The 26,465-nt window shown below is 34.3% G+C and carries 30 protein-coding genes and 1 pseudogene; 24 read left to right on the top strand and 7 right to left on the bottom strand.

Translation table 11 applies throughout. From position 1 onward, the window contains the following. Positions 1-457 precede the first annotated feature (457 nt). The 8 genes from rnr to tsaB all read left to right on the top strand — a co-directional run bounded on the left by rnr (position 458) and on the right by tsaB (position 7,357). Positions 458-2,608: a ribonuclease R gene (gene rnr, locus ACR1PN_RS18015; protein WP_433981156.1), complete on the top strand. Its 2,151-nt coding sequence runs from the start codon at positions 458-460 to the stop codon at positions 2,606-2,608. A 219-nt stretch (positions 2,609-2,827) separates the two neighbouring features. After that, on the top strand, positions 2,828-3,550 hold the full coding sequence (locus ACR1PN_RS18010) for a LysE family translocator (protein ID WP_378182690.1): 723 nt from the start codon (positions 2,828-2,830) through the stop codon (positions 3,548-3,550). Continuing rightward, the gene (locus ACR1PN_RS18005; RefSeq protein ID WP_433981155.1) at positions 3,510-4,436 is read left to right on the top strand and encodes a S66 peptidase family protein; all 927 of its coding nucleotides are present in this window, start codon (positions 3,510-3,512) and stop codon (positions 4,434-4,436) included. The genes ACR1PN_RS18010 and ACR1PN_RS18005 overlap by 41 nt, the downstream gene beginning before the upstream one ends. A 2-nt stretch (positions 4,437-4,438) precedes the next feature. Continuing rightward, complete coding sequence (locus ACR1PN_RS18000) at positions 4,439-4,927, top strand: hypothetical protein (protein ID WP_433981154.1); 489 nt, start codon at positions 4,439-4,441, stop codon at positions 4,925-4,927. A 6-nt stretch (positions 4,928-4,933) separates the two neighbouring features. Further along, the gene (locus ACR1PN_RS17995; protein ID WP_378182699.1) at positions 4,934-5,305 is read left to right on the top strand and encodes a YraN family protein; all 372 of its coding nucleotides are present in this window, start codon (positions 4,934-4,936) and stop codon (positions 5,303-5,305) included. A 93-nt stretch (positions 5,306-5,398) separates the two neighbouring features. Beyond that, on the top strand, positions 5,399-6,151 hold the full coding sequence (locus ACR1PN_RS17990; RefSeq protein ID WP_433981153.1) for an SDR family NAD(P)-dependent oxidoreductase: 753 nt from the start codon (positions 5,399-5,401) through the stop codon (positions 6,149-6,151). Positions 6,152-6,188: 37 nt separating this feature from the next. Next, positions 6,189-6,620: a hypothetical protein gene (locus ACR1PN_RS17985; protein ID WP_433981152.1), complete on the top strand. Its 432-nt coding sequence runs from the start codon at positions 6,189-6,191 to the stop codon at positions 6,618-6,620. 53 nt (positions 6,621-6,673) lie between these two features. After that, positions 6,674-7,357, top strand: coding sequence for a tRNA (adenosine(37)-N6)-threonylcarbamoyltransferase complex dimerization subunit type 1 TsaB (tsaB, locus tag ACR1PN_RS17980; RefSeq protein ID WP_433981151.1), 684 nt, complete (start codon positions 6,674-6,676; stop codon positions 7,355-7,357). A gap of 15 nt (positions 7,358-7,372) precedes the next feature. Here tsaB and ACR1PN_RS17975 read toward each other — a convergent pair whose 3' ends face one another. The 5 genes from ACR1PN_RS17975 to ACR1PN_RS17955 form a co-directional block, all read right to left on the bottom strand. Then, on the bottom strand, positions 7,373-9,952 hold the full coding sequence (locus ACR1PN_RS17975; protein WP_433981150.1) for a tetratricopeptide repeat protein: 2,580 nt from the start codon (positions 9,950-9,952) through the stop codon (positions 7,373-7,375). Positions 9,953-10,038: 86 nt separating this feature from the next. Continuing rightward, positions 10,039-10,593 carry a Maf family protein gene (locus tag ACR1PN_RS17970; protein WP_433981149.1) on the bottom strand — a complete coding sequence of 185 codons (555 nt, stop codon included), beginning with the start codon at positions 10,591-10,593 and terminating at the stop codon, positions 10,039-10,041. Between the two features lie 52 nt (positions 10,594-10,645). Continuing rightward, positions 10,646-11,164, bottom strand: coding sequence for a KdsC family phosphatase (locus ACR1PN_RS17965; RefSeq protein ID WP_433981148.1), 519 nt, complete (start codon positions 11,162-11,164; stop codon positions 10,646-10,648). A gap of 94 nt (positions 11,165-11,258) precedes the next feature. Continuing rightward, positions 11,259-12,014 carry an SIMPL domain-containing protein gene (locus tag ACR1PN_RS17960; RefSeq protein ID WP_378182718.1) on the bottom strand — a complete coding sequence of 252 codons (756 nt, stop codon included), beginning with the start codon at positions 12,012-12,014 and terminating at the stop codon, positions 11,259-11,261. Between the two features lie 28 nt (positions 12,015-12,042). Then, positions 12,043-12,795: a Rossmann-like and DUF2520 domain-containing protein gene (locus ACR1PN_RS17955; RefSeq protein ID WP_433981147.1), complete on the bottom strand. Its 753-nt coding sequence runs from the start codon at positions 12,793-12,795 to the stop codon at positions 12,043-12,045. A gap of 154 nt (positions 12,796-12,949) precedes the next feature. On the opposite strand from ACR1PN_RS17955, the gene ACR1PN_RS17950 reads away from it, so the two are divergent. The 5 genes from ACR1PN_RS17950 to lepA all read left to right on the top strand — a co-directional run bounded on the left by ACR1PN_RS17950 (position 12,950) and on the right by lepA (position 17,849). Beyond that, positions 12,950-13,501 (top strand): RNA polymerase sigma factor, encoded by a 552-nt coding sequence (locus ACR1PN_RS17950; protein WP_378182724.1) that lies wholly within the window; start codon positions 12,950-12,952, stop codon positions 13,499-13,501. Positions 13,502-13,518: 17 nt separating this feature from the next. Beyond that, positions 13,519-14,238, top strand: coding sequence for a hypothetical protein (locus ACR1PN_RS17945; RefSeq protein ID WP_433981146.1), 720 nt, complete (start codon positions 13,519-13,521; stop codon positions 14,236-14,238). A gap of 6 nt (positions 14,239-14,244) precedes the next feature. After that, positions 14,245-14,757 carry a hypothetical protein gene (locus ACR1PN_RS17940; RefSeq protein ID WP_433981145.1) on the top strand — a complete coding sequence of 171 codons (513 nt, stop codon included), beginning with the start codon at positions 14,245-14,247 and terminating at the stop codon, positions 14,755-14,757. Positions 14,758-14,895: 138 nt separating this feature from the next. Beyond that, a complete protein-coding gene (locus ACR1PN_RS17935; RefSeq protein ID WP_433981144.1) occupies positions 14,896-15,927 on the top strand; it encodes a hypothetical protein in 1,032 nt (343 codons plus the stop codon). Positions 15,928-16,052: 125 nt separating this feature from the next. Then, positions 16,053-17,849: a translation elongation factor 4 gene (lepA, locus tag ACR1PN_RS17930; protein WP_072962884.1), complete on the top strand. Its 1,797-nt coding sequence runs from the start codon at positions 16,053-16,055 to the stop codon at positions 17,847-17,849. A gap of 189 nt (positions 17,850-18,038) precedes the next feature. Here lepA and ACR1PN_RS17925 read toward each other — a convergent pair whose 3' ends face one another. Beyond that, entirely contained in the window at positions 18,039-18,656 is a 618-nt protein-coding gene (locus tag ACR1PN_RS17925; protein ID WP_433981143.1) for a DUF1579 domain-containing protein, read from the bottom strand. A 142-nt stretch (positions 18,657-18,798) separates the two neighbouring features. On the opposite strand from ACR1PN_RS17925, the gene ACR1PN_RS17920 reads away from it, so the two are divergent. The 11 genes from ACR1PN_RS17920 (at position 18,799) to ACR1PN_RS17870 (ending at position 26,349) form a co-directional block, all read left to right on the top strand. Beyond that, entirely contained in the window at positions 18,799-19,476 is a 678-nt protein-coding gene (locus tag ACR1PN_RS17920) for an NUDIX hydrolase (RefSeq protein WP_072963087.1), read from the top strand. Positions 19,477-19,676: 200 nt separating this feature from the next. After that, complete coding sequence (locus ACR1PN_RS17915) at positions 19,677-20,219, top strand: NADAR family protein (RefSeq protein WP_433981142.1); 543 nt, start codon at positions 19,677-19,679, stop codon at positions 20,217-20,219. 30 nt (positions 20,220-20,249) lie between these two features. Continuing rightward, entirely contained in the window at positions 20,250-20,798 is a 549-nt protein-coding gene (locus ACR1PN_RS17910; protein ID WP_433981141.1) for a prolyl hydroxylase family protein, read from the top strand. Positions 20,799-20,868: 70 nt separating this feature from the next. Continuing rightward, positions 20,869-21,204, top strand: a complete 336-nt coding sequence (locus ACR1PN_RS17905) for a hypothetical protein (RefSeq protein WP_433981140.1) — start codon at positions 20,869-20,871, stop codon at positions 21,202-21,204. A 3-nt stretch (positions 21,205-21,207) separates the two neighbouring features. Beyond that, positions 21,208-22,062: a hypothetical protein gene (locus ACR1PN_RS17900; RefSeq protein WP_433981139.1), complete on the top strand. Its 855-nt coding sequence runs from the start codon at positions 21,208-21,210 to the stop codon at positions 22,060-22,062. A gap of 3 nt (positions 22,063-22,065) precedes the next feature. Next, positions 22,066-23,136: an adenylosuccinate synthetase gene (locus tag ACR1PN_RS17895; RefSeq protein WP_433981138.1), complete on the top strand. Its 1,071-nt coding sequence runs from the start codon at positions 22,066-22,068 to the stop codon at positions 23,134-23,136. Positions 23,137-23,433: 297 nt separating this feature from the next. Further along, the gene (locus ACR1PN_RS17890; protein WP_433981137.1) at positions 23,434-23,841 is read left to right on the top strand and encodes a hypothetical protein; all 408 of its coding nucleotides are present in this window, start codon (positions 23,434-23,436) and stop codon (positions 23,839-23,841) included. Positions 23,842-23,843: 2 nt separating this feature from the next. Then, positions 23,844-24,317: a macro domain-containing protein gene (locus ACR1PN_RS17885; protein ID WP_433981136.1), complete on the top strand. Its 474-nt coding sequence runs from the start codon at positions 23,844-23,846 to the stop codon at positions 24,315-24,317. 115 nt (positions 24,318-24,432) lie between these two features. Next, positions 24,433-24,804, top strand: a complete 372-nt coding sequence (locus ACR1PN_RS17880) for an ADP-ribosylation/crystallin J1 (RefSeq protein ID WP_433981135.1) — start codon at positions 24,433-24,435, stop codon at positions 24,802-24,804. A gap of 44 nt (positions 24,805-24,848) precedes the next feature. Then, complete coding sequence (locus ACR1PN_RS17875) at positions 24,849-25,664, top strand: TIGR02452 family protein (protein ID WP_433981134.1); 816 nt, start codon at positions 24,849-24,851, stop codon at positions 25,662-25,664. A 13-nt stretch (positions 25,665-25,677) separates the two neighbouring features. Next, positions 25,678-26,349, top strand: coding sequence for a DUF2971 domain-containing protein (locus ACR1PN_RS17870; RefSeq protein ID WP_433981133.1), 672 nt, complete (start codon positions 25,678-25,680; stop codon positions 26,347-26,349). 7 nt (positions 26,350-26,356) lie between these two features. Here the strand turns inward: ACR1PN_RS17870 and ACR1PN_RS17865 are convergent. Further along, a pseudogene (locus ACR1PN_RS17865) lies at positions 26,357-26,465 on the bottom strand (IS982 family transposase); the annotation flags it as partial.

The raw sequence follows: 26,465 nt of genomic DNA, 5'->3' as shown, positions 1-26,465 counted from the left end.
AAAAGAATTTAAATCAAGAATGATTACCTTGGAAATCGCGAGCTTTTCTCAAATGGCAGGTTGCGGACAAGATAGAGCAGATTATTCTCCTTTAAATCTAAGAGTAAATTTGGCTTCAGAATTGTTTTGGAATGAAAATAACTTCAAAAAATTTGTAAATAAATTTCCTTCAAAAATCGTTTTTCCATACAGCGAAAATGAAGGTGTAAACAAAAAAATTCAGTCGTTTAAAAAGATTTATTCTAAAAGAAGTAATGGAATGACTTTTTACAACGCGAAAAATAATTTTAAAGAATTAAATAGTAAAGAAATTAATCCTTACAAAAACTTTCATATCTACATCTTCTTTGAAGAAAATGATGAAATTTTTATTAAGATCAATGAAAATTCAGATTTAGAACACAAATATTTCCGATTACAAGCTAAAGGAAATATCTTTATACAATCAAATTAAAAAATGGCAAAAAAGAAAAAATATATAAGTCAGAAAAATGATCATAAACTTATGGAAATCGGTAAGCTGATTATGAGATTTATGAATCAAAATCAAACCAAACTATACAATTACAAACAAATCTCAGACGGGATTGATTACAAAAATCCCAGACAGAGAGAAATGGTAATTCAGGCTTTGCATAAACTTTTGGCAAACCAGAGAATTAAAGAAACCGAAAAAGGCAAGTTCAGCATCAACCTTAATATTGCCGGAACTTTAACAGGTACAATCGATTTCAACCAAAGCGGAAATGCTTACGTAACAGTTGAGAATTTGAAAGATGATATTTTCATTCATTCAAAGAACGTAAAAGATGCTTTACAGGGAGATAAAGTTTTAATCGTAACCTACAATTTCAAAGGCAAAAAGTTAGAAGGTTCTGTTTTGGAAGTTCTGGAAAGAAAAAGAACAGAATTTGTAGGAACTTTCCAATTGGTTGCTCATAAAGAATTCGGTTTTGTAGTTTGTGATAAAAAGACGATTAACACTGATATTTTTATTCCGAAAGGGAAAATAAACGGAGCCGAAAACGGAAATAAAGTCATCGTAAAAATGACTGAATGGAAACCCGGAGATAAGAACCCTGAAGGAGAAATTCTCCAGGTTTTAGGAAATCCTGGAGAACATGAAACCGAAATCCACTCTATTCTGGCAGAATACGGTTTACCGTACGAATTTCCTGAAGAAGTGGAAAGAGATGCTGATAAAATCGACCGCAGAATTACCGATGAAGAAGCTTCAAAACGTTGGGATATGCGTGATGTTTTAACATTTACGATTGACCCGAAAGATGCTAAAGATTTCGATGATGCATTATCGATCAGACAGTTGGAAAACGGAAACTGGGAAATCGGGGTTCATATTGCAGACGTTTCTCATTATGTGGTTCCCGGAACTATTTTAGATGATGAAGCTTACGAAAGAGCAACTTCAGTTTATTTAGTTGACCGTGTTGTGCCGATGCTTCCGGAAGTTTTGAGTAACGATGTTTGCTCACTTCGTCCAAATGAAGATAAATATACTTTCTCTGCAGTTTTTGAATTAAATGACAAAGCAGAAATTCAGAAGCAATGGTTTGGAAGGACCGTGATTCATTCCGACAGAAGATTTACTTATGAAGAAGCTCAGGAAAGAATTGAGACTAAAGAAGGCGATTTACAAGAGGAAATCAATGTTTTGGACAGATTAGCTAAAATTATGCGTGGCGAACGTATTAAAAATGGTGCAATTACGTTTGACAGAAGCGAAGTTCGTTTCAATTTGGATGAAAACAATCAGCCGATAGGAGTTTATTTTAAAATCAGCAAAGATTCGAATCATTTGATTGAAGAATTTATGTTGTTGGCAAATAAAAAAGTTTCTGAATTTGTTTCGCTGAAAAAAGGAAGACCAAACGGAAATACCTTTATCTACAGAGTTCACGACGATCCGGATCCGGCAAAACTGGAAGCGTTAAGAGATTTTGTTTCTACCTTCGGATATAAAATGGATTTAGCAAATACCAAGAAAGTCGCTGAATCTTTAAATACTTTATTGAAAGATGTGAAAGGAAAAGGCGAAGAAAATATGATTGAAACTTTAGCGATGCGAAGTATGAGTAAGGCAGTCTATTCTACCGAACCGATTGGTCACTATGGTTTAGGATTCGATTATTATTCGCATTTCACTTCTCCTATCCGTCGTTATCCGGATTTGCTTGCTCACAGATTATTGCAGCATTATCTGGATGGAGGAAAGTCTCCTGACAGAAATGAGCTGGAAGAAAAAGCAAAACACTGCAGCGCAATGGAACGTTTGGCAGCTGATGCAGAAAGAGATTCCATCAAATTTATGCAGGTGAAATTCATGGAAAAACATTTGGGAGAAACTTTCACGGGTGTTATTTCCGGAGTTGCAGAATTTGGTTTCTGGGTAGAAATCCCTGAGAACGGTGCAGAAGGTTTAATTAAATTGAGAGATTTGATGGACGATTCTTACACCTATGACAAATCGACTCATGCTGTCTATGGAAACCGTACAGGAAACCGTTACCAATTGGGAGATCAGGTTAAAATTAAAGTGGTGAAAGCTAATTTAATTGCAAAACAGCTTGATTTTAAGATTGTTGAATAGAATTTTAAACTTAAATAATATTTAAAGACTGCAATTTTGCGGTCTTTTTTGTTTTTTAAAAGTTAATTTCACGCAGATTAAGCTAATTGTGCAGATTTGTTTTATCTGCAAAATCAGCGAGAAACTTAAAAATTAATTCAATTCAAAACCTAATAAATTCTTTATTTGAAACTCCAATAAAAATATAATCTTTAAATTTGGGTTTGAAACAAATTTTTAATGTTTGAACTCATACTTTCTGCCATTGGTTTAGGCTTTATGCTGAGTCTCGTTTTTATCGGGCCGATTTTTTTCCTGTTGATCGAAACCAGCTTCACAAGAGGTCCAAAACATGCTTTGGCGCTTGATTTTGGCGTTATTACGGCAGACTTGCTTTGTATTATTGCGGCTTATTACGCCAGTGCAGATATTGTACAGCTTATCGACAAGCATCCCGGATTTTACAGAATTACATCCATTCTTATTCTTACCTACGGAATTATCATGCTGGTTACAAAAACCAAAATGCATATGCCCGGTGAAGAAAAACTTATCAGCCAGAATTACTTTAAAACATTTCTAAACGGGTTTTTATTAAATCTTCTGAATGTCGGGGTTATTCTTTTTTGGTTGGTAACGGTAATTGGCGTGAGAAATCAATATCCGGATACGGAAAGCGTTATTTTCTATCTCGGAATCGTGATTGCAACCTATCTTGCGATTGATTTTCTTAAAATATTTCTGGCTAAACAGTTTCACGACAGACTGACCCAAAAGTTGGCAAACAATATCAGAAAAGGCGTTGGTGTTGTTCTGATTATTTTCAGTTTCTTCATCTTCCTTCAGAGTTTTAAAATGTTTAACCAGTTTGATAAACAATTGGAAGAAGCAGAGAAAAAAGAAGTAAAATTCAAAAAAACAAATGGAAAAAATATTCCCGAAACCCCTAAAAAAGGGCGATAAAATTGCCATCATTTCTCCTGCAGGTTCTGTGGAACCATCTCAATTGGAAAAAGGTTTGGATATGATTAAGTCTAAAGGTTATGAACCAGTTTTAGGCGAAAATCTTTATACTAAATTTTCAAACGGCTACAATTACGCAGGAACCGAAGCCGAAAGGTTAAAAGATATGAACTGGGCATTAAATGATCCCGAAATTTCTGCAATCTGGGCTTCAAGAGGCGGTTATGGTTGCCAGCATTTATTGGAAGGTTTAAACTTAAAAGAATTTACCAAAAATCCGAAATGGTATATTGGCTATTCTGATAATACAGTGATCCAAAGCTATCTGCTGAAAAAAGGATTTGCTTCGATTCACGGCCAAACCATTAAAACTTCGAGTTTTGGAGTGACTGAAGAAAGTTACGCTTTGCTTTTTGATATTTTAAAAGGTAAAAAGCCAAAATACAGCTTAAAATCGCATCAATTTAATAAGCAAGGAAATATTGAAGGAGAATTGATTGGAGGAAATTTAGCCTTAGTTTATGCTCTTTTAGGAACCAAATACTCATTTAATTTTAGTGACAAAATTCTATTTATCGAAGATATTGGCGAAAATTTCTATGCCTTGGACCGAATGATGATGAGTCTCGAATTAGCCGGAGTTTTCAAAAAAATTAAAGGATTAATCATCGGCGGAATGACAAACATGGGCGATGAAAAAGACAATCAACAATACGAAGAAAGCTTCGATGAATTTGCTTATCAATTGATTTCAGACAGAATTTCAAAGTACAATTTTCCTGTGATTTTTGGTTTCCCGAATGGTCATATTAAGGACAACCGACCGTTGATTATTGGGAGTGAGATTACGGTAAAGGTTGAGGATAAGGTAAAGCTTGAGTTTTAAAAGTGAAAAGTATCATAATAGAATACAACTATTCTCCTTCCTTAACAGGGAAATTAAGAACCGTTGATATATTGATATATGAAAATTTTGAATTCAGATTTGAAATTTTCTATCACAAAAAACCAGATGGTAGACCTTTTGACGAAAGGTATTATAAATCTTTAAGAAATCATGTGGAAATTAATGGTAAACTTCCAAAAAAGATTATTTATGATATCGAAAAACTTTTATCTTTTAAAAACTTTAAAATACAAAGAACATATCCTGAACTTACTGAAGAAGAAAAAAAGCAATATGAACCAAACGACATTGGAAATGAATATTATACATTTTTTCTTAATGAAAATAAATATTCTGTTAATGTTAATCCTTGGTATTTCAACAAAAAACTACTGAAAACAGAGCAAGAGTTGTCTTTTTTGAAATTTCATCAGAATATTTTAGATTGGATCGACGAAACTCATGATAATCTAATCAGGGAAGAAGAATAATTTTTTATGGCAGATCACAACGAATTAGGAAAAGAAGCAGAAAATCTTGCAGCGGAATATTTACTTAAAAATGAGTATAAAATTCTTATGAGAAATTTTCGTTTCAAGAAAAATGAAGTGGACATTATTGCCGAAAAAGATAATCTGATTATTGTAGTTGAAGTAAAAGCCAGGTCTACAGATTTTTTCATTCTACCCCAAGAAGCGGTTACTAAAGGGAAAATAAAATCAATTGTTTCAGCTGCCAATCATTTTATGGAAGAGTTTAGCAAGGATCAGGAAGTACGATTTGATATAATTTCTGTTCTTCCTGACAAAACCGGAAAATTAGAAATAGAACATATTGAGAATGCTTTTGAAGCATTTGATGCAAATTAATCAAATGTATCAATCTAAGTAATCTAACAGTGTAACAATTATTGGTAAATTTTTACATGAATACATTGCTACATTTAAAAATGAAATTTTTTTATGAAAACAATACTCATCACCGGAGCGACTTCCGGAATAGGAAAAGCAACCGCGGAACTTTTAGCAAAACAAGGAAACAGGATCATCATTTGCGGAAGAAGATCTGAAGTCTTAGATAAAGTAAAAACAGAATTATCAGAATTAACCGAAATTTTTAGTTTAAAATTTGACGTTCGAAATCTTAAAGAGGTGGAAACAGCTATTGCATCTCTTCCCTCAGCATGGAAAAATGTGGATGTTCTCATCAATAATGCAGGAAATGCACATGGCTTAGAGCCTCTTTCAGCAGGGAGTACCGACGATTGGGATAATATGATTGACGGAAATGTAAAAGGACTTTTATACGTCTCAAAAACACTTATTCCAATGATGAAAGAAAGAAGTTCGGGACAGATTATCAATATCAGTTCGGTTGCTGCAAGGCAGACTTATGCGAACGGAGTTGTGTATTGTGCTACCAAAAAAGCAGTTGATGTAATTTCTGAAGGTATGAGAATTGAACTAACAGAATTTGGAATTCGCGTCACAAATATTCAACCGGGAGCTGTAGAAACTGATTTTTCACTCGTTAGATTTAAAGGAGATCAGGAAAGAGCTGCTACCGTTTATGCAGGTTATGAAGCTTTGAAAGCCGAAGATATTGCCGATGCAATCGCCTATTGTATTAATGCGCCACAACATGTAACGGTTTCAGATATGGCAATTTATCCGAGTGCTCAGAGTGAGCCAAGAACAATCTATAGAAAAGGATAATTTCAGTTTAAAAATGATTTAATCTGAACATTTGAAAATGAGGTCCTTCCCTATCCTATTCCTTTTTTGTTGTGCTTTTGGATATTCTCAGAATTATTCAAGACAGGAAAAGAAATTGCTTTCTCAAACTGCAAAACTGGATTCTCTGATGCAAAATAATGATTCTAAAATCTTGAATCTGTTTGAGCCTGATGTTTCTTTCGGTCATTCAAATGGATGGATTCAGAATCTGAATGATTTTAAAAGAGATTTTACTTCGAAAAAAGTTGTTTACAAAGAAATCAAGCAAACTGAAGTTTCAGAAATTAAGAAATTAAAAAATACATTCAGCATCAGAAGGAAAATAAAAGTTTCAGGTTTGTATAAAAATCAAGATTTTGAAATGAATTTATCGCTACTTGAAATCTGGATTAAAAACAGATCTGAATGGAAATTGTGGAGCCGGCAAAGTGTGGAAATAAAGCCATAAATTTGCACAATAAAAGCAAAAGCTCGAATTGCTGTTTAAAAATTTAATTAAAAATGAAAATATTATATCTCGAAACTTCCTCAAAAAACTGTTCGGTAGCCATTTCTGATGGTGAAAAACTTTTATGTGTTTGTGAAGAAGTTTCAGAAAACTACAAACAGAGCGAATCACTACACACTTTTGTAGAATGGGCTTTGGAAGGTGCAAAACTCACCATGAAAGACATTGAAGCGGTGTCTTTAGGAAAAGGTCCTGGTTCTTATACTGGATTGAGAATTGGAGCAGCCTCAGCAAAGGGGTTTTGTTATGGTTTGAAAATTCCTTTGCTCGCAGTCAATTCTATGGAAAGTATGATTGAGCCGTTTTTAGGGCAAAATTTTGATTATATCATTACTTTAGTCGATGCAAGGAGAATGGAGGTTTATACGGCCGTTTATGATGGTCAGACAGGAAATGAGATCTCGCCAACAGAAGCAAAAATTCTTGATGAAAGTGCTTTTGAAGAATTTAAAGGAAAAAAAATACTTTTTGTAGGAGATGGAGCTTCAAAAGCTAAAGATGTTCTTCAGCTTCCCAATGCTGAATTTAAAGCGGACATCTACCCTTCCGCAAAATATTTGGTAAAGAAAACTTTAGAGAAAATAGAAAAACAAGAGTTTGAAGATATTGCTTATTTCGAGCCTTTTTATCTAAAAGATTTTCATGGGGTAAAAAAGAAACAAAAAAGCGAAGAGTAAGTCTTCGCTTTTCTTTTATTTTTTCACTGGCTGTGCTTCAACAGGAGCTTCAAGTTTTTGCATCTGAACACTCTTTTTCATACCGTTATTGTTCTGAGGACTATTGTTCATCATCTGGCTGCCATTATTCATCTGCTTTTGATTATTCCCGGGAGCAATATTATTCTGATTGTTTTCAGGAATATTAGAAGGCTTCCCGGGTCCATTGAAAGGGCTATTTTGTATCGTATTTCCTTTATTATCTGTCGCTTTGAATGCAAGGTCACTTTTTAAGTAATTAAGCATTTCTTTGGCTTTTAGTCCTTCCGGAGTTTTGGCGTAGTTCAGAACAATCTGTTCAAGCTGAAGAATCATCACTTCTTTCCCACTTGTTTTTCCGGCATTGAAGGCATTAAGAAGATTCAGTTTCGGAATCATGGCATCTTTCGGATATTTAAGGATTACCTGATCTATTTTCCCCTGACTTTCCGTAAATTTTTCAGATTCGTAGAGGGCATAAGCCATTTTGTATTCGTTTTCAACTTCTTCAGAAGATTTCACAAAAGAGTTATTCTTAGGATTTCTTACGAATTCTGCATAGGAAGTATAAGGATAATCTGTTAATAAAATCTGCTTCGCTCTGGCTGCAATCTGCGGGTTTTTCTCGTAATTCATGGCAAAGATCTCATACAGGGCCTGTAACATTACTTTCTCTTCAGGTTTTACATCTACAAGATCATAAAGCGTTTTTGTAGCTAAAGAAGTATTGGTAAAATAATTCTGATACATGATTCCAAGGCCTAATGAAGCAGTATCTCTGTCTTTTTTGAGCTGAGATAATTTTCCAGCGTCAGATGGAATCTGTTCGATATAATATGAAGGCTCAAAACGTCTCGGGTTCGGTGCTGAAGTAATTCCTAAAGCCTCATTTTTCATATCTTCAATCGTTGCCATTTTTTTAGAATAGCGCCAGTTGTCGACCAAAGCTCTGTCTCCCCAAACCTGTTTAAACGTTGATGTCCCCTTACTTACCGTACCTGTATTGCTGAAGTAAAAACCTTTTTGCGCAACTCCGAAATCTTCAAAGGAATTTCCGCTGTTGGCAAACAAAGAATTGGCATTGTAATCTCCGGAATCAAAACCTTTGCTTCTTTCGGCACGTCTTCTTTCAAGCTCTTCTTTTTCTTCTTTGAGTTTTAATTTTGCTATATATTTTGAAAAATAATCGTTTTTCTGGGTATCGGTCATTTTTGCCAATGAAAGGATGCTGTCATTTTTCTTGATTAAATAATAGTTTTTTGAAATCTTCTTGATGTAGTTCGACTGATCCTGCAACAAAATCTTTGAAGGTTGGTAGGTCATTGAAGCTAAAGCTGAATCATAATAGGCTCCTGCTCCGATGTAATCGTTTCGGTCTAAATAATCTCTTCCTATCTCATAATAAGTCAAACCCCTTACCTGAGGGTCAGAAACTTTCTCCAGCAATGATTTTCTGAAAAACTCCTGGCCTTCTTTCTTCTTGCCTGCTTTAGTAGCCATTAGCCCTAAAGCATAATAAAACTCATTTTTTCTGGAGCCGTAGGTTCCTTTTTTACTTATATTTTCAAGATAATCTTTTGCCCCTTCGTAATTTCCTCTTCCATTGAATGTTTTGGCAATTTCAATTTGTGATTTTACTTCAAACTCAAAATCATTAGCATATTTGTAAGCGGAGACAAAACTTTCTCTGGCTAATTCTGATTTCCCCAATTCCTGTAAAACCTGACCTCTTAAATAGGCAATTCTGCTTTTCAGTTTTCTGTTTCCGTTTAATTCAAACGCACGGTCCAGTTCTTTTACAGAAGCTTCTTTTTTACCCTGATCCAAAAGAGATTCTGCATAGTAAATACTAAGAAGTTTCTCATGATCTTTGCTTAATTTTTCACTTTTTACTTTATCAAAAATCTCGTCAGATTTATGGTAATTTTTGATCTGTGAATAAGCCAAAGCTTCATAAATATGAGCCAAAGGAAGTCTTTTATCTTCCTTCATGTGGGTGAAAACGTAATTGAGTGCATCCAGCGCTTTTACCGCTTTCCCCTGATAAATTCTTGATTGTGCTAAAATGATATACGCGTCAAAAATCACTTTATTTTTCTCCTCGCCTTTTCTGATAACAGAATATTTGTTGATGGCTTTTAAAGCTTTTGCTTCGGCAATTTCTAATACTGATGCTCCTTTTGCTGCTTCAGGGTTATTGGCATCCTGTGGTATATTTCCAGGCATTCCGGGACCATTTGATGGCATTCCGGGGCCCGTTCTTCCGTTGGTTTGTGGTCGGTTTACTTCTGCCATTTTCATGGAGTTTTCGGCAAAAGCAGCAGACTGTCCCAAATCACTCCCTAAAGGTTGCTCTTCGTAGGTTAAAATCGGAATATACGGCGCATAAAAGTTGTCCTTATGTGCTTTATCTCTCTCTGTAAATTCACTGTTCAATGCGTCTTTTGCATTAAAAAGTGTATTGTAATATGTTGAAAACCCTTTTAAAAACTTCGATCTCGCTTCCGGTTTTTTCACTTTCGTGCTGCAGGAAACGACAACAATTGCGGTTAAAAGGAGTAATAGAATCTTTTTCATTATTTCAATATAACTCGCTAATTTACTTTTTATTATCAGCAGTTTGATGATTTTGTAAAAATAATAAAATTTTATTTTGAAAATATTTATAATTCCTTCAAAATTTTATAGACCAAATGAGTAGGAAGACCCATGATGGTATAGAAGCTTCCATTGATCTTTTTTATTTTCGACATTCCGAGCCATTCCTGGATTCCGTAGCTTCCTGCTTTGTCGAAAGGTTTGTAATTTTTAATGTAAAAATCAATTTCTTCCTCCGAAATTTCATCAAACTCTACATCGGCAACATCAGTTTCTGTAATGGTTTTATCTGAAGTTTTAATCGTAATTCCGGTATAAACCTGATGTGTTTTTCCGGATAATGACTGAAGCATTTCTTTGGCTTCATTTTCATCTTTCGGTTTTCCCAAAAATTCATTTCCATTGGCAACAACGGTATCTGCGGTAAGCAATATTTCACCTTCCTGAAGATTTTGATAGGTACTGGCTTTTAATTCCGATAAATAAGCTGCAGAATCTTCTACTTTAATATTTTCCGGTAGAATTTCTTCACAATCGATTTTCACCACTTCAAAATCAAATCCTAAGCTTGAAAGCAGTTCTTTTCTTCTCGGAGATTGTGATGCTAAAAGTATTTTCATCAGTATTTATAAATGATTATTGATAAAATATAAATGATACTAAAGCTTATAATTAAACAGATTGTGTATTATCATCATGCCATTTACCCTGAACTTTCATGACCTGTTCGATGACATCACGTACTGCTCCACTTCCACCTTTGATTTGAGAAATATAATCTGCAATTTCTTTGATCTCAGAAACGGCATTTTCAGGGCAGGTTGCAATCGCCGAATTCTGCATCATGTGAAGATCAGGGATATCGTCTCCCATCGTCAGAATTTCTTCATTTTTAAGATTGTATTTCGCTTTAAAATCTTCATAATCCACCATTTTATCATGTGATTTTGCATAATAATCCTGAATTCCCAGGTAACTGATACGGTGTCTTACCATTTCATCGTTTCCTCCGGTAATAACGCCAATCAGATAATCATTTTTTAAAGCTTTTACAACGGCATATCCGTCCAGAACATTCATTACTCGGCTCATATTTCCACCGGGCATCAGATAAACACTTCCATCTGTGAAAACTCCGTCTACATCAAATACAAATGCTTTAATATCTTTTAATTTCTCTTTATAACTCATTTTAATTTAATGATTGATGAATGATAATTGATGAATGACAAAATTCAAATTAACGGATTCATTAATCGCTTGTTTGTTTTATTACTAAATTATTTTAATCAAGATTATACGTAAGTCTTACGGTAATTCTCGCTGATTTTTCTTTGCTGGAAGTATCAAAATTTCCTCCATAGCTGTCTTCATCCGTAGAACCTTTTGCAGTGATTTGAAAAACTCCCATCGACGCATCTTTTAATTTTCCTAAATCTCCGTCTGCGCTTTTTACAATTTTTTCAGCTCTTTCTCTGGCATCTTTTGAACCTTGTTCGATTAAACTGTGTTTTAATGAAGAAAGATCAGAGTATGTATATTGCGCTGAAGATGGTTCAAACTGTACTCCACTGTTGATAAGTTCAGCAGTTTTGTCGATCACGCTTTCAATTTTTTTCATCAAAGCCGGATTTTTCTTTGCCCTGAAAAACACACTCTGAGTAGCTTTATAGCCATCAAAAATATCTTCCGATTTTTCTGATCCGTCTGCTTCTTTTGTTGTAACCGTTCTGTAAGACCTTGAAAAATTAACCCCGCCAAAAGCAAATTCTCCAGCTTTGAAACCTTTGCTGTAGAAAAAAGCTTTTACCTTTTCTTTATCCTGCGAGATTAAATTGTAAGCTTCTTTGGCATCCATGGCACTGGCGTCAAAGCTTCCGCCCCAACTTATTTCGTCTGAAATAAAATCCTTAGAACCCAATCCTGTAACGGATATGGTATCTTGTTTTAAGTTTCTGTTTTTAAAACTTGAACCTAATACGAAAGCGGTAATAACGATGGCTGCTCCGATGATGAGGGAACGAATAATGTTTGTATTCATTTTTTCTGTTTTCCTCAAAGTTAAAACTTTATGGCAATTGATACATTTTTTTTATAGACCGATTCATCGTTTTGTAAATCTCAAGACTTTCGTCCTGCAATAATTGCTCATGTAATTCTAAAACTCTTTTGTCATTTCTTACAGCCGGTCCGGTTTGTGCAGATTTTGGCTCAATTTCATGAATTTTCTGAACGGTTTCGTCAATTAATGGTAAAAAATAATCAAAAGGAATTTTCTGTGCATCTGAAATTTCTTTTGCTCTCGAAAAAAGATGATTCACAAAATTGCAGGCAAAAACTGCAGTCAAATGAATATATTTTCTCTTTTCATGGGTACTTTCCATCACATTTTCTGAAATTCTAGAAGCTAATTCAGTTAAAACTTGCTGATCTTCAGTGTTTTCAGTTTCTATAAAAAAAGGAATCTTGCTGTAATCTAAATTTTTAGTTTTTGAAAATGTCTGTAAAGGATAAAAGCTTGATTTTCTGTACTCTCCTATCAAAACTTCCTTAGGAAGTGAACCTGAAGTATGGGTTACTAAACAATCTTTTTTAGAAATAATTTTGGAAACTTCCTCTACAGAATTGTCACTTACACAAATGATGTACAAATCTGCTTCTTCCAGTTTTTGTGTTGAATAAGGAATATTTAATTCTGAAGAAATTTTCTGAAGCTCATTTTCATTTCTGCCAAAAATTTGGGCTAAAGAAATCCCGTTTTGAACGAAAGCTTTTGCCAGATGATAGGCAACATTTCCGGATCCGATAATGACTGTTTGCATACAACAAAGATAAATATTTTTTGTTGTAGCGGTGAAAGTCGCATAATTGATATTTTTAAATTTTTAATGATAAGAAGCTAAATTATAGCACAAAAATTGAATAAGTAATTTAACTTTTAGATATTTTTGTAATCCAAACCAATGAAAGCATCTTATGAAGATTAAAGACGCGGAAATTATTGCGCTGATGCAAGATCCACGAACCCTTGAAAAAGGACTTCGTGTGTTGATGGATGCTTATCAAAGCAGATTATATTGGCATATCAGACGTATTATTGTAGATGCAGACCTGGCGCAGGATACTTTGCAGGAAACATTTATCAAGGCGTATCAGAATTTTCATCAGTTCAAAAATGACAGCCAGCTTTACACCTGGCTTTACAGAATTGCGACCAATGAAGCGTTGCAGCAGATTAATAAGCTAAAGAAAATGCAGAAGACGGATGAAGATCCTGAATATTATATGCAGAATCTGGTTGCTGATAATACAGAAGGAGATGCTGAAGAAATACAGATTTTGCTGCAAAAAGCCATACAAAGTCTGCCTGAAAAGCAGAAACTGGTATTTATGATGCGGTATTATGATGATTTGCCTTACGAAGAGATATCTAAAATTGTAGATATGTCTGTCGGGACTCTGAAAACAAATTATCATTATGCCAAACAGAAAATAGAAGAATATATCAAAGAAAATTACGAGAGATAATTTTTGAGAAAACAAAAATGAAAAATTTTGATCTAAATAATTTAGAACGCAAGAACATCTATAAAGTTCCTGAGAATATGTTTGAAAATATTCAGGAAAAGGTGTTGAGTGGAGTGAAAAATTTTGATCTGGAGAATTTAGAGCGTAAAAATATTTACAAAACTCCTGAAAATATGTTTGAAAACATTCAGGAGAAAGTTCTGAGCAGAGTTCAAAGTTTTGACGTAGAAAATTTAGAACGTAAAAACATTTACAAAGTTCCTGAAAACATGTTTGAAACTGTTCAGGAAAGAATATTGAGCGAAATAAAAGTAGAGAAAAAAGCTCCGATTTTCAAATTGAACTGGGGATATGCTGTTGCTGCATCGGTGGCTCTTATTTTTGGAGTAACATTTGTTTACAATTCAAGTTCAGTTTCTGCAGTAAATGAAAATTCAGTTAGTAGTTACGCTGATAACAGAGAATCTCCGAAAAAAGAAAGTCAGTTAGCTTATGAAACTTTAGCATCAGATTTAACTTCTGTTGAAAATGCTAATCAAAGAACTGAAAGTCAGATGAATATCAAACCTGTTGTTTCTCAGGTAGTGAATAATAATTCTGGAAATCAGAACAAAAAAGCGGTAAAAGCAACCAATGAAGTTCATATGAATGAATATCTGGAATCTCTTACCAATTCTGAGATTGCAGAATTAGCAAATAATTCTAGTCAGGATGTTTATTTGGACTTATATAATTAAAGTAAGATGAAAAAAATATTATTTACACTTTTTATAATTTCAGGGTTTGGCTTAAATGCCCAGGTCAAGGATTATGACTGGAAGAAAATGAGTCCTGAGAAAAGGAAAGAGGTGATAAATAGTATGTCACCGGAAGAAAGGAAAATACTTCTTACAGAATTCAGAAATAAAATGGTTGTTGATATGTTAGAAGTTGCGCCACAGGATAAAGCTGAGTTTACTTCTATTTACAACGAATATCTGGATGATCAGAAGAAGATAAAAAACCAGTTCGATTCAAATTTTGATCCTGAAAAACTAAATGAAGAAGAAGCGAAAGTAAAACTTCAGCAGAGTTTTGATTTAGGACAGAAATTACTGGATAATAAAAAGAAATATGCTGAAAAAATGCAAACCGTTATTCCTTGTCAAAAAGTATTGAAGCTTTTCAATTCTGAAGCCATGATGAGAGAAAAAATGAATGAAAAGAGATCTCATGACGGGAAGAAAAATGCTCCGAGATCGAAGCAAAACCCATAATAGTTTATTTTTTAATGTTGGACGACTCTTGCAATTTATTGTGAGGGTCGTTTAATTTTCATAAAAAATTAAAAAATAATTTTAGCGGTATTAATTAAGTACAAATAACATATTTCTTATTTTTGTGAAAATTGGATTATGAAAAAGCTATTCCTATTCATTTTATTATCCGCATCTCTATGTGCGCAAAAAACCGAAACAATTAAACTTTCGCAGTCTGTAAAAAGTAAAAAGCATGATTATAAAAGCTTTACAGTCATTGACTGGAGAGCAAATCAGGAAATTGGTTCGGTTATGTATCATAAAGACCGAGTAAATATTGCTTTTGAAAATGAGGCAGCCAAAGACCTTCAAAATTGGTTTTATGGTGATAATCCTGTAAGAGGAAATGATGAGCTGGTTCTTTTGCTGGAAAATATTAATATTTCTGAGGATAAACACGAAAAGTATTCGATAGCAAAACTTGAGGTTCGGGCGAGTACATTTCTCAAAAAAGATGACGGGTATCATTTTCTGTCGAGAAAAGATACCGTTGCAACAGTTTCTTCCCGCACAACACCTTATTTGGCGCAAAGTCTCGCAAAAAAACTTACACTTACATTTTCAGAATTACTAAAAAATACATACAGAGCGAAGGCTTGGGATTTTGTGGTTAATCAGGATGAACTTTCAAACTATTCGACATTATTAAAAGATAAACTCGAAATTTATAAGACAGATTCTTTAAAAGATGGGGTGTATAAAGATTATTACAGTTTTTTCACCCATAATCCTGAGCCGGGATTTATTATAGAAACCAATAACAAAGGCATTGTAACAAAAGCAGTAAATGGAAAAGAGAAAACACCGATCAGAAATTTTTATGCCTTTGTTTATAAAGGAGTGCCATTTAAGGTAATTCCTGTATGGTATGTTGAAATTTTCAGAGATGAACAAGGTCTTTTTATTGAAGTTAAAAAAGAAGAACTCTTCCCCGAAGCCAACTCTTCCTTTATGATGGTTGGTGGCGGTATCGCAGGATTAATAGGAAGTGTGGTTGCAAATGTCGCAATCGTAGCAATTGATGCCAAAGCTGCCCAAAAAAGAAGAGCAATGGCAGGAACCGAGGTATCGCTTGATCCGTTTACCGGAAATTATATTTTACCCGAAGATTTTGGTAAATCTAAATAAGAATTAAGAGAGGCAGTTTGTCTCTCTTTTTTAATTGGAAACCAAATTAAGGAAGGTTTCACCTCTAAAATTAAAAATGAAATTCTCCTGCATTTTTTTATCTTTGCAAATTACAAGGTTCTTAAATGAAAAACATACGAAATTTTTGCATAATCGCCCATATCGACCACGGTAAAAGTACTTTGGCGGATCGTCTTTTGGAGTATACCAACACGGTGACTCAAAGAGAATTACAGTCTCAGACGCTGGATGATATGGATTTGGAAAAAGAACGTGGGATTACGATCAAGTCTCACGCCATCCAGATGGATTATGAATATAAAGGCGAAAAATTTATATTAAACTTAATTGATACACCGGGACACGTAGATTTTTCTTACGAGGTTTCCCGTTCAATTGCGGCCTGTGAAGGAGCGCTTCTGATTGTAGATGCTGCGCAAAGTATTCAGGCACAGACAATTAGTAATTTGTATTTGGCATTGGAAAATGATTTAACGATCATCCCGATTTTGAATAAAATTGACCTTCCTTCTGCAAATCCTGAAGAAGTAACCGACGAAATCATGAATCTTATCGGTTGCGAATATGAAGATGTATTAAGAGTTTCAGGGAAAACAGGAGAAGGAGTTCACCATTTGTTGGAGCAGATTGTGGAAAGAATTCCGGCTCCGGTCGGAGATCCCGATGCGCCACTTCAGGCTTTGATCTTTGACTCGGTTTATAATCCGTTCAGAGGAATTGAGGCGTATTTCAAAGTGGTAAACGGAAGTATCAGTAAAAATGAAAAGGTAAAATTCTTCGCTACCGGAAAAGAATATGGTGCTGATGAAGTGGGTACTTTAAAGCTGAAGCAGGTTCCAAAGAAAACGATCCAGTGTGGAGATGTAGGATATTTGATTTCAGGAATTAAAGATGCAAGAGAAGTAAAAGTGGGTGATACGATTACGTCTTTTGAAAATCCTGCTTCCGGACCGATTGAAGGTTTTGAGGAAGTAAAGCCAATGGTTTTTGCGGGTATTTACCCGATTGATTCCGAGGATTTTGAAGAATTGAGGTTCTCTCTTGAAAAATTAAGACTGAATGATGCTTCTCTGGTTTTCGAACCTGAAAGTTCTGCGGCTCTTGGTTTCGGTTTCCGTTGCGGATTCTTAGGAATGCTTCACATGGAAATCGTTCAGGAACGTCTTGACAGGGAGTTTAATATGAACGTGATCACAACAGTTCCGAACGTGTCTTATTTTGGATACTCGAAAAAAGAACCGGAAGTTCCGATCCTGATTAACAACCCGTCTGAAATGATGGATCCTTCGATTATGGATAGAGTGGAAGAGCCTTTCATTAAGGCTTCCATCATCACTAAATCTGATTTCGTAGGTTCTGTAATGACCCTTTGTATCGAGAAAAGAGGAGAAATCGTTAATCAAAGTTATTTAACATCAGAAAGAGTTGAATTAATTTTTAATATGCCTTTGGCTGAGGTTGTTTTTGACTTTTACGACCGTTTAAAATCAATTTCTAAAGGCTACGCTTCATTCGACTATCATCCGATCGGATTCAGGGCTTCTAAGCTTGTGAAAATGGATATCCTGATCAACGGAGATATGGTGGATGCACTTTCTTCATTGATCCACGACTCTAATGCATATCACATCGGTAAAAAAATGTGTGAAAAGCTTCGTGAGCTGATCCCTAGACAGCAGTTCGATATTGCGGTTCAGGCGGCTTTAGGAACAAAAGTTATTGCCAGAGAAACGATTAAAGCCTTAAGAAAAGACGTTACCGCAAAATGTTACGGAGGAGATATTTCCAGAAAACGTAAACTTTTGGAAAAGCAGAAAGAAGGTAAGAAGAAAATGAAGCAGATTGGTAGGGTAGAAGTACCACAATCGGCGTTTATGGCTGTTTTGAAGTTGAATGATTAGCATCATTCATTGATGCATTTTAAAAATATAAATCCGCAGATCGTTCTGCGGATTTTTTGGTTGAATAATTGAATTAACAGTTCGTCAGTTCGGGTAAAATTCTGCAAGAATCTGTATGGAGAACTTATATTAAAAAGTTTTCCCGATACATTTTCTACGATTTTACGAAAAACGGTCAAATGGAAGATTTTACTTTCTTTTATAAACAATTTCCATGGTTTTATATTCTTTCCCAGTCTTCGAATCAGGTCCATACATTTCCATTTTCTGAGTATTATCATCAATAAACGTAAACACTTCCCTGAAATCACAATCCTTTCCCGGTCTTGAAGGATCAGTCATTTTTCCTTTGAACTCGATGGATTTTGTGGATGGGTTCCAATCGCCCTCTCCGTGCATAATTCCCGTTCCCATATTGTCGATCCAAGTGCTCACAAATTTCTTTTTAGAATTGTCGTAACCCACAATGCTCATTCCTTCAAAAGGCATTCCCATAAAATCGCCTTTATGTTCACTTACCTGATAGCGGCCGTCGAAAATCATTTTGTTGATAGCCTCGGATGTTGTCTTCATAGGTTTTCCACCATTTTCCATCCACATGGTGTTTTCTCCTAACCAGGCTCCGTCAGATTTTGCCATCATTTTCTGCATTTCTCCAGGAGTTGCATAGTCCATCCAGGCTTTGGTTGCCGTTGCGGAATCTACAGGTTTCCATTCTTCGCTTTTCTCAGTTTTTACATCCATTTTTACTTTATCACAAGCTGTAAACAGAATAGCAGTGCAGGCTGCAAATAATAAATTCTTCATAATCGTTTAGTTTTAAGTTGTTTATAAATTTAATTAAAATAACAAGACAAAATTTTTTTATTTTAAATTTGATATTGTTCAATCTAAATTGTAAATTTGTGTATTCGTAACGCAAATTAATTCAATGAATACTCCAAAAAAAATCCAAGACATCAAAGTTGCTGTAGATGCTGTTATTTTCGGATATTTTGATAAGAAAGACCTTCAGCTTTTGTTGATTCAGAGAAATATTGAGCCGTTCAAAGGTGGTTGGGCACTTCCCGGCGGATTGGTTTTGGATGATGAAAATCTGGATGATGCGGTAAAAAGAGAATTATACGAAGAAGCAGGCATAAAGCCTGATTTTCTGGAGCAGCTCTATACCTTTGGCAATGTAGGTCGCGATCCCAGAAACAGGGTAGTTTCAATAGCTTATTTGGGGCTTGTAAATCCTTCTTATCATGAACTGTTTGCCGATTCTGATGCAGATGATGCACAATGGTTCAGTGTGAATCAGCTTCCTAAATTAGCTTTTGATCATCAAACGATTATTGATCTTGCGTTAAAAAGGCTTCGTACCAAAATCCAGTATCAACCGATCGGGTTCAATCTTCTGAATGAAGAATTCGCCTTTTCTGACTTGGAAAATCTTTATAAAACCATTATCGGAAAGGAAATTGACCGCCGAAATTTCCGTAAAAAAATCATGAGCTACGGACTGCTCAATGATACCAATACGTTAAAAAAAGAAGGCAGCGGAAGGCCCGGAAAGTTATTTACTTTCAATGAAGAAAAGTATAAGGAGCTTGAGGAGCAGGGGTTCTATTTTGAAATCAAATAAATTTAATCTATTAGTTTCCAACTCATTCAAAGATTCAAATTCGTGTCCATTTGTGAGCATATTTGAGAAATTAGTGTTCCAATAAATTAAATTTTTTATATTGATAATCAATCAATTAAATTAATTAGCGTAAAATTAACACAAATAAATTTGGAGAATAAAATCATAATCTTTTAAATTTGTGTAAAAATAACGCAATAATGAAATATCACTTACAAAATATAATTGAAAGATTCCAGAGAAAGGAAAAGCTGAAGTTTTTATTCTTTTGGGGACATACGGCAAAAGATGAAATTACAAAGTCGTGTTTCAGTCAATGGTTTCCTTTTAAGTTTGAAGAAAACGGAATTGTTTACAAAACAGCTGAACATTATATGATGGCCGGAAAAGCAAAATTATTTAATGATGAGGAAATTTTAGGGAAAATATTAGAAGCAAGTTCTCCTAATCAGGCAAAAAGTCTGGGTAGAAAAGTAAAGAATTTTGATTCTAAAATTTGGGATGAGCATAAGTATGAAATCGTAAAGCAGGGAAATCTTTTGAAATTTTCTCAAAATGAAAAGTTTAAGGAATTTTTACTTTCAACAAATGATAAGATTTTGGTAGAAGCCAGTCCCTACGATAAAATCTGGGGAATCGGAATGCTGGAAACAGATACGAGAGCAGAAAATCCACTGTTATGGAATGGTGAAAATCTGTTAGGATTTGCTTTAATGGAAGCAAGAGACGAATTAAGAAGGTAAAAACACATAACCCAACACAAAGTATTCATTATGAAAAAGAAAGAATTACACCCACAAATTTTCGTAATCGAGAATTTCCTGACTGATGAAGAATGCGACCATTATATTGATTTAACGAAAGACAAAGTCTTTGAAGAAGCCAAAATCAATATGAGTGGTCGGCAAATGATGAGCAAAGGAGTTAGAAATAACGATCGACTGATGATTTTTGATAACGATTTGGCCGAAAATCTTTTTAAAAAAGCGGCTGAATTTCTTCCTCAGACTCATGACGACTATAACATTTTGGATTTTAATGAAATGTTCAGAATTTATAAATATTCTACAGGACAGAGATTCAAAATGCATAGGGATGGAAGCTATATCAGAAATGTAAATGAGAAAAGTTTTTATACCTTTCTGATTTACTTGAATGATGATTTTGAAGGCGGAGAAACAGAATTTGAAAATTTATTTACTGTTGCTCCGAAGAAAGGTTCTGCATTGGTTTTTTACCATCCTTTGAGACACGAAGGGAAAACTTTAATCAGTGGTTTAAAATACGTTTTGAGAACAGATGTCATGTACTCTAAAAAATAATTCGAAAAGAATTAAGGCAAAACTATGCAGTTTTAAATTAGCGTAAAAACAACACAAAATAAAATGAATTATGGAAGAAGACCTAAAACCCAGATTCATCGAGTCATTACAAAGAAATAATGACCAGATCAGAGAAGACCGTGCCCGAATTATCGGAGAAGATGCAGAGCTGATCTACAGGCGAAGAGTAGAAGATATTGAACTAAAGATCAAAAGACTGGAAAGAGAACAGGAAGGCCTGATCGACATCAGTCCATTAGACAAAAACAGTTTGACATTCGCTGATTTTCAGCCGGAAGCATTCGTTCAGAAAGACATAGAATTATCATTAATCATCAGAAATTTAAATATTCAATTAGAACTGACAAGAAAAAGATTTGAATATTTATTTGGCAAAAAATTTTAAGTTATGGGAGGTACAAGATACGATATGGACGCTCGTTTTGACAGAGCAAAGAAAGCAGGTTATGCATCAAAATCTGCAAGTGAAATTTTCACGCAGAATGCAAAGAGAAAAGCGCATGAATCGATGAATCCACACGGTATTTCTTTCAGAGAATCAAGAGATTCTGCGGTTCATCCGAATTCAGTTCCGATCATTTTAGGATTGGACGTGACGGGAAGTATGGGACATATTCCTTATGATCTGATTCAGGAAGGTCTTCCAAAATTAATGGGCGGAATTATTCAGGGCGGCGTTCCCGATGCAGCACTTTTATTCTTAGGAATCGGAGATCATGAATGTGATGGATATCCATTACAAGTTGGTCAATTTGAATCGGGAGATGAAGAGCTTGATATGTGGTTAACAAGAACGTATATCGAGTCCGGAGGTGGAGGAAATGCTGGAGAAAGTTATTTACTGGCTTGGTATTTTGCGGCTTTTCACACAAGAACAGATGCTTTTGAAAAGAGAAATCAAAAAGGATTACTATTCACAGTTGGCGATGAACCTTGCCTGAAAACGCTTCCTGCTTCAGCGATCAGAGAGATTATGGGAACGGGACAGCAGACTTTCAAACACACGGAATTACTGGCAGAAGCTCAGAAAAAATATGAGGTTTTTCACATCAGCGTTCTGCATTCCGGACAAGCAATTAATGCAGATAAAGGCTGGAAAGATTTGCTAGGACAAAACTGTTTATCTATCGAAGATTACAGAGATGTTCCGAAAGTGATTAAGGATGTAGTTTGCAGTAAATTTAAAGATCGTTTTACGAAAACAACAGAGAATTTAGGATTAGATAATATTCAAATGTATTAAAAAATGAAAACAGCACAAATAATTATAGGCTTAGGATTTGGGGACGAAGGCAAAGGCATCACAACCGATTTTCTGGCTCAGCAACATCCTGAGTCTGTAGTTATTCGGTTTTCTGGAGGTCAACAGGCGGCGCATACGGTGATGATTGATGATAAAAAGCACATTCATTCCAGCTTTGCGAGTGGTGCGCTGCGTGGTTTGCCTTCCTATTTCACGGAACATTGCACGATTCATCCGACGTTTTTATTCAATGAAAGGGAAGAGCTAATACAAAAAAATGGAAATGTTGAATTGACGATCCACCCTTTAGCAAAAGTGACAACTCCTTTTGATGTTTTATACAATAGAAAAAATGTCAAAAATTTAGAGCACGGAACCTGTGGAAAAGGAGTCGGCGCAACGATGAAAAGAAATGAAAGTCCGTTTAAATTATTTGCTGTTGATTTAATCGCTCCAAGAGCGATGCTGATTGAAAAATTAAAAGGAATTGCCAATTACTACGGTTTTGAAGAAGGAGAAGAAATAGAAAACGCTTTGCAGGATTTTTTAGAAGCGATTGATAAAATGGATTGGAAAATAGAAGGTTATGAGTACTTGAAATCATTTAATCATCTTATTTTTGAAGGAAGTCAGGGAATTTTACTGGACATGGATCATGGCGTTTTTCCAAATGTGACTTATGCAAATACGACTTCTAAAAACGCTTATCAGGTTTGTAAACTGATTAATATTGAAGATATTGAAATGTTTTATGTGACCAGAAGTTACTCAACCCGTCATGGAAATGGATGGATGAGCAATGAAAAATCATTAAATCTGAAAAATAATGAAGAAGAAACCTGTACTTTTAATAAATTTCAAAAAGATCTGCGTTTTGGAGATTTGGATTATGGGTTGTTGAATTATGCCTTGAAAGTGGATGAAGCCTATGGTGTTGCTCAAAAGAAAAATCTGGTGATAACTTGCTTAGATCAGTTAGATGAAAAATTTGAAATAGAAAATCTTAAGGTGAAATTTGATGCGGTTTTTGGGTCTTATTCTCCGTTTTCAATAGATTTTAAAAGAATTAATTGATATAAAGAGATAAAAATAATTAACACAACTATCATATCAATAGGAATGGGCTTTAGCCCATTTTCATAATAAAGCAAAGTCAAAAGGCTTTAGCCAAAACTTAAAATATTAGAAACCATGAAAACAATAACATATTTAAAAGGCGACGCCACAAATCCTTAAAATTTAACATAGTAGAATTTCTTTGTGAGCTTTGTTAGGTGAAACGCCTTTGCGAACTTAAAAATCAGCAGGATTATTGGCAAAAAAACTTTGTGGACTTTGCGTTAAAAAATTAGAAATACTAAAATACAAGTGATGAAAAAAATATATGTATCCGGAAATGGAAATGTGTCGTGGGAAAATTTTCATCAGTTTTATATCGAACCAATAAAAAAATTAAATCTTTCCGAGTGTGAATTTATTCTCGGAGATTTTTCAGGGACCGATACTTTAATGATGGAATTTTTAAAGGATAAATCTGAAAATGTAACAGTTTTACATGTCGGAAAAAGACCAAGATATTTTGCCAATTCATTTCAAACAAAAGCAAAAAACTGGAAAATAATTGGGGGATTTAATTCTGATAATGAAAGAGATCAGTTCGGAATAGAACTTTGTACTCATTTTTTAGCCATCGATTTTAATAGTGATGAAAAAAGAAAAAGCGGAACTTTAAAAAATATTGAAAAGTGCCTAAGTTTAGGTAAAATTAAAATCCAATAACCATGAAAACGATAATATATTTAAAAGGTGATGCCACAAATCCTCACATTGAAGGAAATAAAATTATTGCTCATATCTGTAACGATATCGGAGGCTGGGGAAAAGGTTTCGTATTAGCGATTTCAAAACGATGGAAAAAGCCTGAAGCTGAATACAGAAAATGGTTTCAAAATGGTGAAAATTTTACACTTGGAGAAATTCAAATCGTTCAGGTTGAAGATAATCTTTGGGTTTGCAATATGATTGGTCAGCATAAGACAATTATCAATTCAAAAGGAATTCCACCAATCAGATATGAAGCCGTTGAACAGTGTCTAAATAAACTTTCTGATGAAGCTTTAAAATTAAATGCTAGTGTTCATATGCCAAGAATTGGTTGTGGTTTAGCTGGTGGAAAGTGGGAAGAAATTGAACCGATTATTGAAAGAACATTGCTGAAAAATAATGTTGAAGTATATGTTTATGATTTTGAATAAATAATTTTCTTTGAGAGCTTTGCTAAGTAGAACGCCTTTGCGAACTTAAAAATATACATCCAGTTTAAAAGAAAATCTTTGCGGACTTTGCGTTAAATAAATTAAAAACACAATCATGAAAACCAAAACATTATACAGACCCGTCGGAGAAAAAGAAATGCTTTTAATTATCGAAAGCAATTTCAAAAAATTCCCTTCAAGATTGGAATGGCAACCCATTTTCTATCCCGTTTTGGATGAAGGCTACGCTTCCGAAATCGCAGAAAAATGGAATACAAGAGATGAAGCCGGAAATTATCTTGGATTTGTAACCGAATTTGAAGTATTAGAAGAAGTTGTCAATCAATATCCTTCACAAAATGTTGGAGCTAGAAATCACAATGAACTGTGGGTTCCTTCGGAAGAATTGGATAATTTTAATAAGGCAATTGTAGGAAATATTAAAGTGACAAAGGTATTTATGGGGAAAGATTTAAAGAACCCGTAAATACGGATGTAGAAAAATTACTAATAAACATAAAAAAACTAACGATGACCAATAAAGGAATGGCAAAAGATACTTTGGATATCCTTGCCAAGAAATATTATATAAACGAACACAACGAAAAAATAAATATAGAAAACGAATTGGAAGTTTCCACGAAAGGGACAGTTTTGTTCTATCCCGATGAACTTTCAGAATTGGCAAATAACAAACTTCCTGAAATCCATTTTGAAACGCAGTTTGAAGTCTGGAGATGCAGTTCTTTAAAAGCTATTTTACAATTAGCCGAAGAAGAAAATCAGGAAAAAATCATGTGTCTGAATTTCGCATCGGCGAAAAATCCGGGCGGCGGTTTTATCAACGGAGCCGAGGCTCAGGAAGAAAGCCTGGCGAGAACTTCAGGATTGCATGAAAGTTTGCTTCAAGGTTGGGATTATTACAAAATTCATCGCGAAATGGAATCTTGTTTCTACACCGATATGATGATTTACAGCCCGAAAGTTCCGGTTTTCAGAAAGGATAAAGGCGAATTGTTATCAAAACCTGTATTGTGTAATTTCATCACGTCTCCCGCGGTGAATGCAGGAGTTGTCAAACGTCAGGAACCGGAAAGGGCTCACGAAATTTTCGGAGCGATGGATGTAAGAACAGATAAAATGTTGGCTTTGGCTTTAAGTCAGGCAAATGAAACCTTGATCTTGGGAGCTTGGGGATGCGGAGTTTTCAAAAATGATCCGAAAGAAATTGCTGAATTATTTAAAAAGCATCTTCACGGAAAGTATAAAAATAAATTTAAAAGAGTGGTTTTTGCGATTCTTTCAAAGAAAGAGGAGATGATAAGGCCGTTTGAAGAAATTATTTAAAATTTTATTTATCATGAAAGTTTATAAATATAGATCAATAGAAAAAGACGTTTTTGAAAGAGATTTTGAGACAATTAAAAACAATTCTTTTTATTCATCAAATTATAATATGTTGAATGATCCATTTGACATTTACTTTAATGAAGAAATATCTCAAGTCATAAATCTTTTGAAAACTTTATTTGCCTATCAGGAATTAGATAGTTTCGAGGATCAATTTAAAGAAGTTTTAAATTTCAAAGAAGAAATAGGAGTTTATTGTTTAAGTACGGATTTTTTGAATGAACAATTATGGGCTTACTATGCAAGTTCTTATTCAGGATATTGCATCGAATATGATTTAGAGAAATTGATTGATAAAGGTCAGAACTTTGATTTTCAATATACATTCGAAATTGATTATAAAGATAATATTCCAACTTTAGGAATTGGAGATCTTACAAACTTACAAGACGGCTTTATTAAAAAAATGTTTGCTACTAAAAAATCTACATGGAAACATGAAGAAGAAATAAGATTAATTTTTGATAAGTATGGAATGAAAAAATTTCATCCTTCTGCCATCACGGGAATTTATTTTGGAATTAAAACACCAGAAATAATTAAGGAATCTTTTTATGGGCTTTTCAAAGATTTGGATGTGAAGTTTTTTGAAGTATTTCCATCAAATTTTAAATTAACGTGAGTTCGATTTAAGCAGCGATTAATCTATCTTTGTCAATAATGTCTTCATTGGTGTTTATTGATGGTTTTTTATCAAAGAATGAATAAGCAGCTAAAGCCGATAAAATATTCAGAACA

The organism is Chryseobacterium sp. RLHN22, assembly GCF_051011795.1.
GTDB classification, from domain to species: Bacteria; Bacteroidota; Bacteroidia; order Flavobacteriales; family Weeksellaceae; genus Chryseobacterium; species Chryseobacterium zhengzhouense.
Note: the sequence above shows the minus strand (reverse complement) of the source record. Positions and strands in the feature narration are given on the sequence as shown.

Coding starts and splice junctions, on each gene's coding strand:
- rnr (WP_433981156.1), top strand. CDS start 458: ATGGCAAAAAAGAAAAAATATATAAGTCAGAAAAATGATCATAAACTT.
- ACR1PN_RS17905 (WP_433981140.1), top strand. CDS start 20,869: ATGGAAGAAGACCTAAAACCCAGATTCATCGAGTCATTACAAAGAAAT.
- ACR1PN_RS17870 (WP_433981133.1), top strand. CDS start 25,678: ATGAAAGTTTATAAATATAGATCAATAGAAAAAGACGTTTTTGAAAGA.
- ACR1PN_RS17900 (WP_433981139.1), top strand. CDS start 21,208: ATGGGAGGTACAAGATACGATATGGACGCTCGTTTTGACAGAGCAAAG.
- ACR1PN_RS17990 (WP_433981153.1), top strand. CDS start 5,399: ATGAAAACAATACTCATCACCGGAGCGACTTCCGGAATAGGAAAAGCA.
- lepA (WP_072962884.1), top strand. CDS start 16,053: ATGAAAAACATACGAAATTTTTGCATAATCGCCCATATCGACCACGGT.
- ACR1PN_RS17885 (WP_433981136.1), top strand. CDS start 23,844: ATGAAAACGATAATATATTTAAAAGGTGATGCCACAAATCCTCACATT.
- ACR1PN_RS17950 (WP_378182724.1), top strand. CDS start 12,950: ATGAAGATTAAAGACGCGGAAATTATTGCGCTGATGCAAGATCCACGA.
- ACR1PN_RS18005 (WP_433981155.1), top strand. CDS start 3,510: ATGGAAAAAATATTCCCGAAACCCCTAAAAAAGGGCGATAAAATTGCC.
- ACR1PN_RS18010 (WP_378182690.1), top strand. CDS start 2,828: ATGTTTGAACTCATACTTTCTGCCATTGGTTTAGGCTTTATGCTGAGT.
- ACR1PN_RS17880 (WP_433981135.1), top strand. CDS start 24,433: ATGAAAACCAAAACATTATACAGACCCGTCGGAGAAAAAGAAATGCTT.
- ACR1PN_RS17925 (WP_433981143.1), bottom strand. CDS start 18,656: ATGAAGAATTTATTATTTGCAGCCTGCACTGCTATTCTGTTTACAGCT.
- ACR1PN_RS17890 (WP_433981137.1), top strand. CDS start 23,434: ATGAAAAAAATATATGTATCCGGAAATGGAAATGTGTCGTGGGAAAAT.
- ACR1PN_RS17985 (WP_433981152.1), top strand. CDS start 6,189: ATGAGGTCCTTCCCTATCCTATTCCTTTTTTGTTGTGCTTTTGGATAT.
- ACR1PN_RS17970 (WP_433981149.1), bottom strand. CDS start 10,593: ATGAAAATACTTTTAGCATCACAATCTCCGAGAAGAAAAGAACTGCTT.
- ACR1PN_RS17955 (WP_433981147.1), bottom strand. CDS start 12,795: ATGCAAACAGTCATTATCGGATCCGGAAATGTTGCCTATCATCTGGCA.
- ACR1PN_RS17945 (WP_433981146.1), top strand. CDS start 13,519: ATGAAAAATTTTGATCTAAATAATTTAGAACGCAAGAACATCTATAAA.
- tsaB (WP_433981151.1), top strand. CDS start 6,674: ATGAAAATATTATATCTCGAAACTTCCTCAAAAAACTGTTCGGTAGCC.
- ACR1PN_RS17895 (WP_433981138.1), top strand. CDS start 22,066: ATGAAAACAGCACAAATAATTATAGGCTTAGGATTTGGGGACGAAGGC.
- ACR1PN_RS17915 (WP_433981142.1), top strand. CDS start 19,677: ATGAAATATCACTTACAAAATATAATTGAAAGATTCCAGAGAAAGGAA.
- ACR1PN_RS17940 (WP_433981145.1), top strand. CDS start 14,245: ATGAAAAAAATATTATTTACACTTTTTATAATTTCAGGGTTTGGCTTA.
- ACR1PN_RS17935 (WP_433981144.1), top strand. CDS start 14,896: ATGAAAAAGCTATTCCTATTCATTTTATTATCCGCATCTCTATGTGCG.
- ACR1PN_RS17960 (WP_378182718.1), bottom strand. CDS start 12,014: ATGAATACAAACATTATTCGTTCCCTCATCATCGGAGCAGCCATCGTT.
- ACR1PN_RS17995 (WP_378182699.1), top strand. CDS start 4,934: ATGGCAGATCACAACGAATTAGGAAAAGAAGCAGAAAATCTTGCAGCG.
- ACR1PN_RS17975 (WP_433981150.1), bottom strand. CDS start 9,952: ATGAAAAAGATTCTATTACTCCTTTTAACCGCAATTGTTGTCGTTTCC.
- ACR1PN_RS17875 (WP_433981134.1), top strand. CDS start 24,849: ATGACCAATAAAGGAATGGCAAAAGATACTTTGGATATCCTTGCCAAG.
- ACR1PN_RS17965 (WP_433981148.1), bottom strand. CDS start 11,164: ATGAGTTATAAAGAGAAATTAAAAGATATTAAAGCATTTGTATTTGAT.
- ACR1PN_RS17910 (WP_433981141.1), top strand. CDS start 20,250: ATGAAAAAGAAAGAATTACACCCACAAATTTTCGTAATCGAGAATTTC.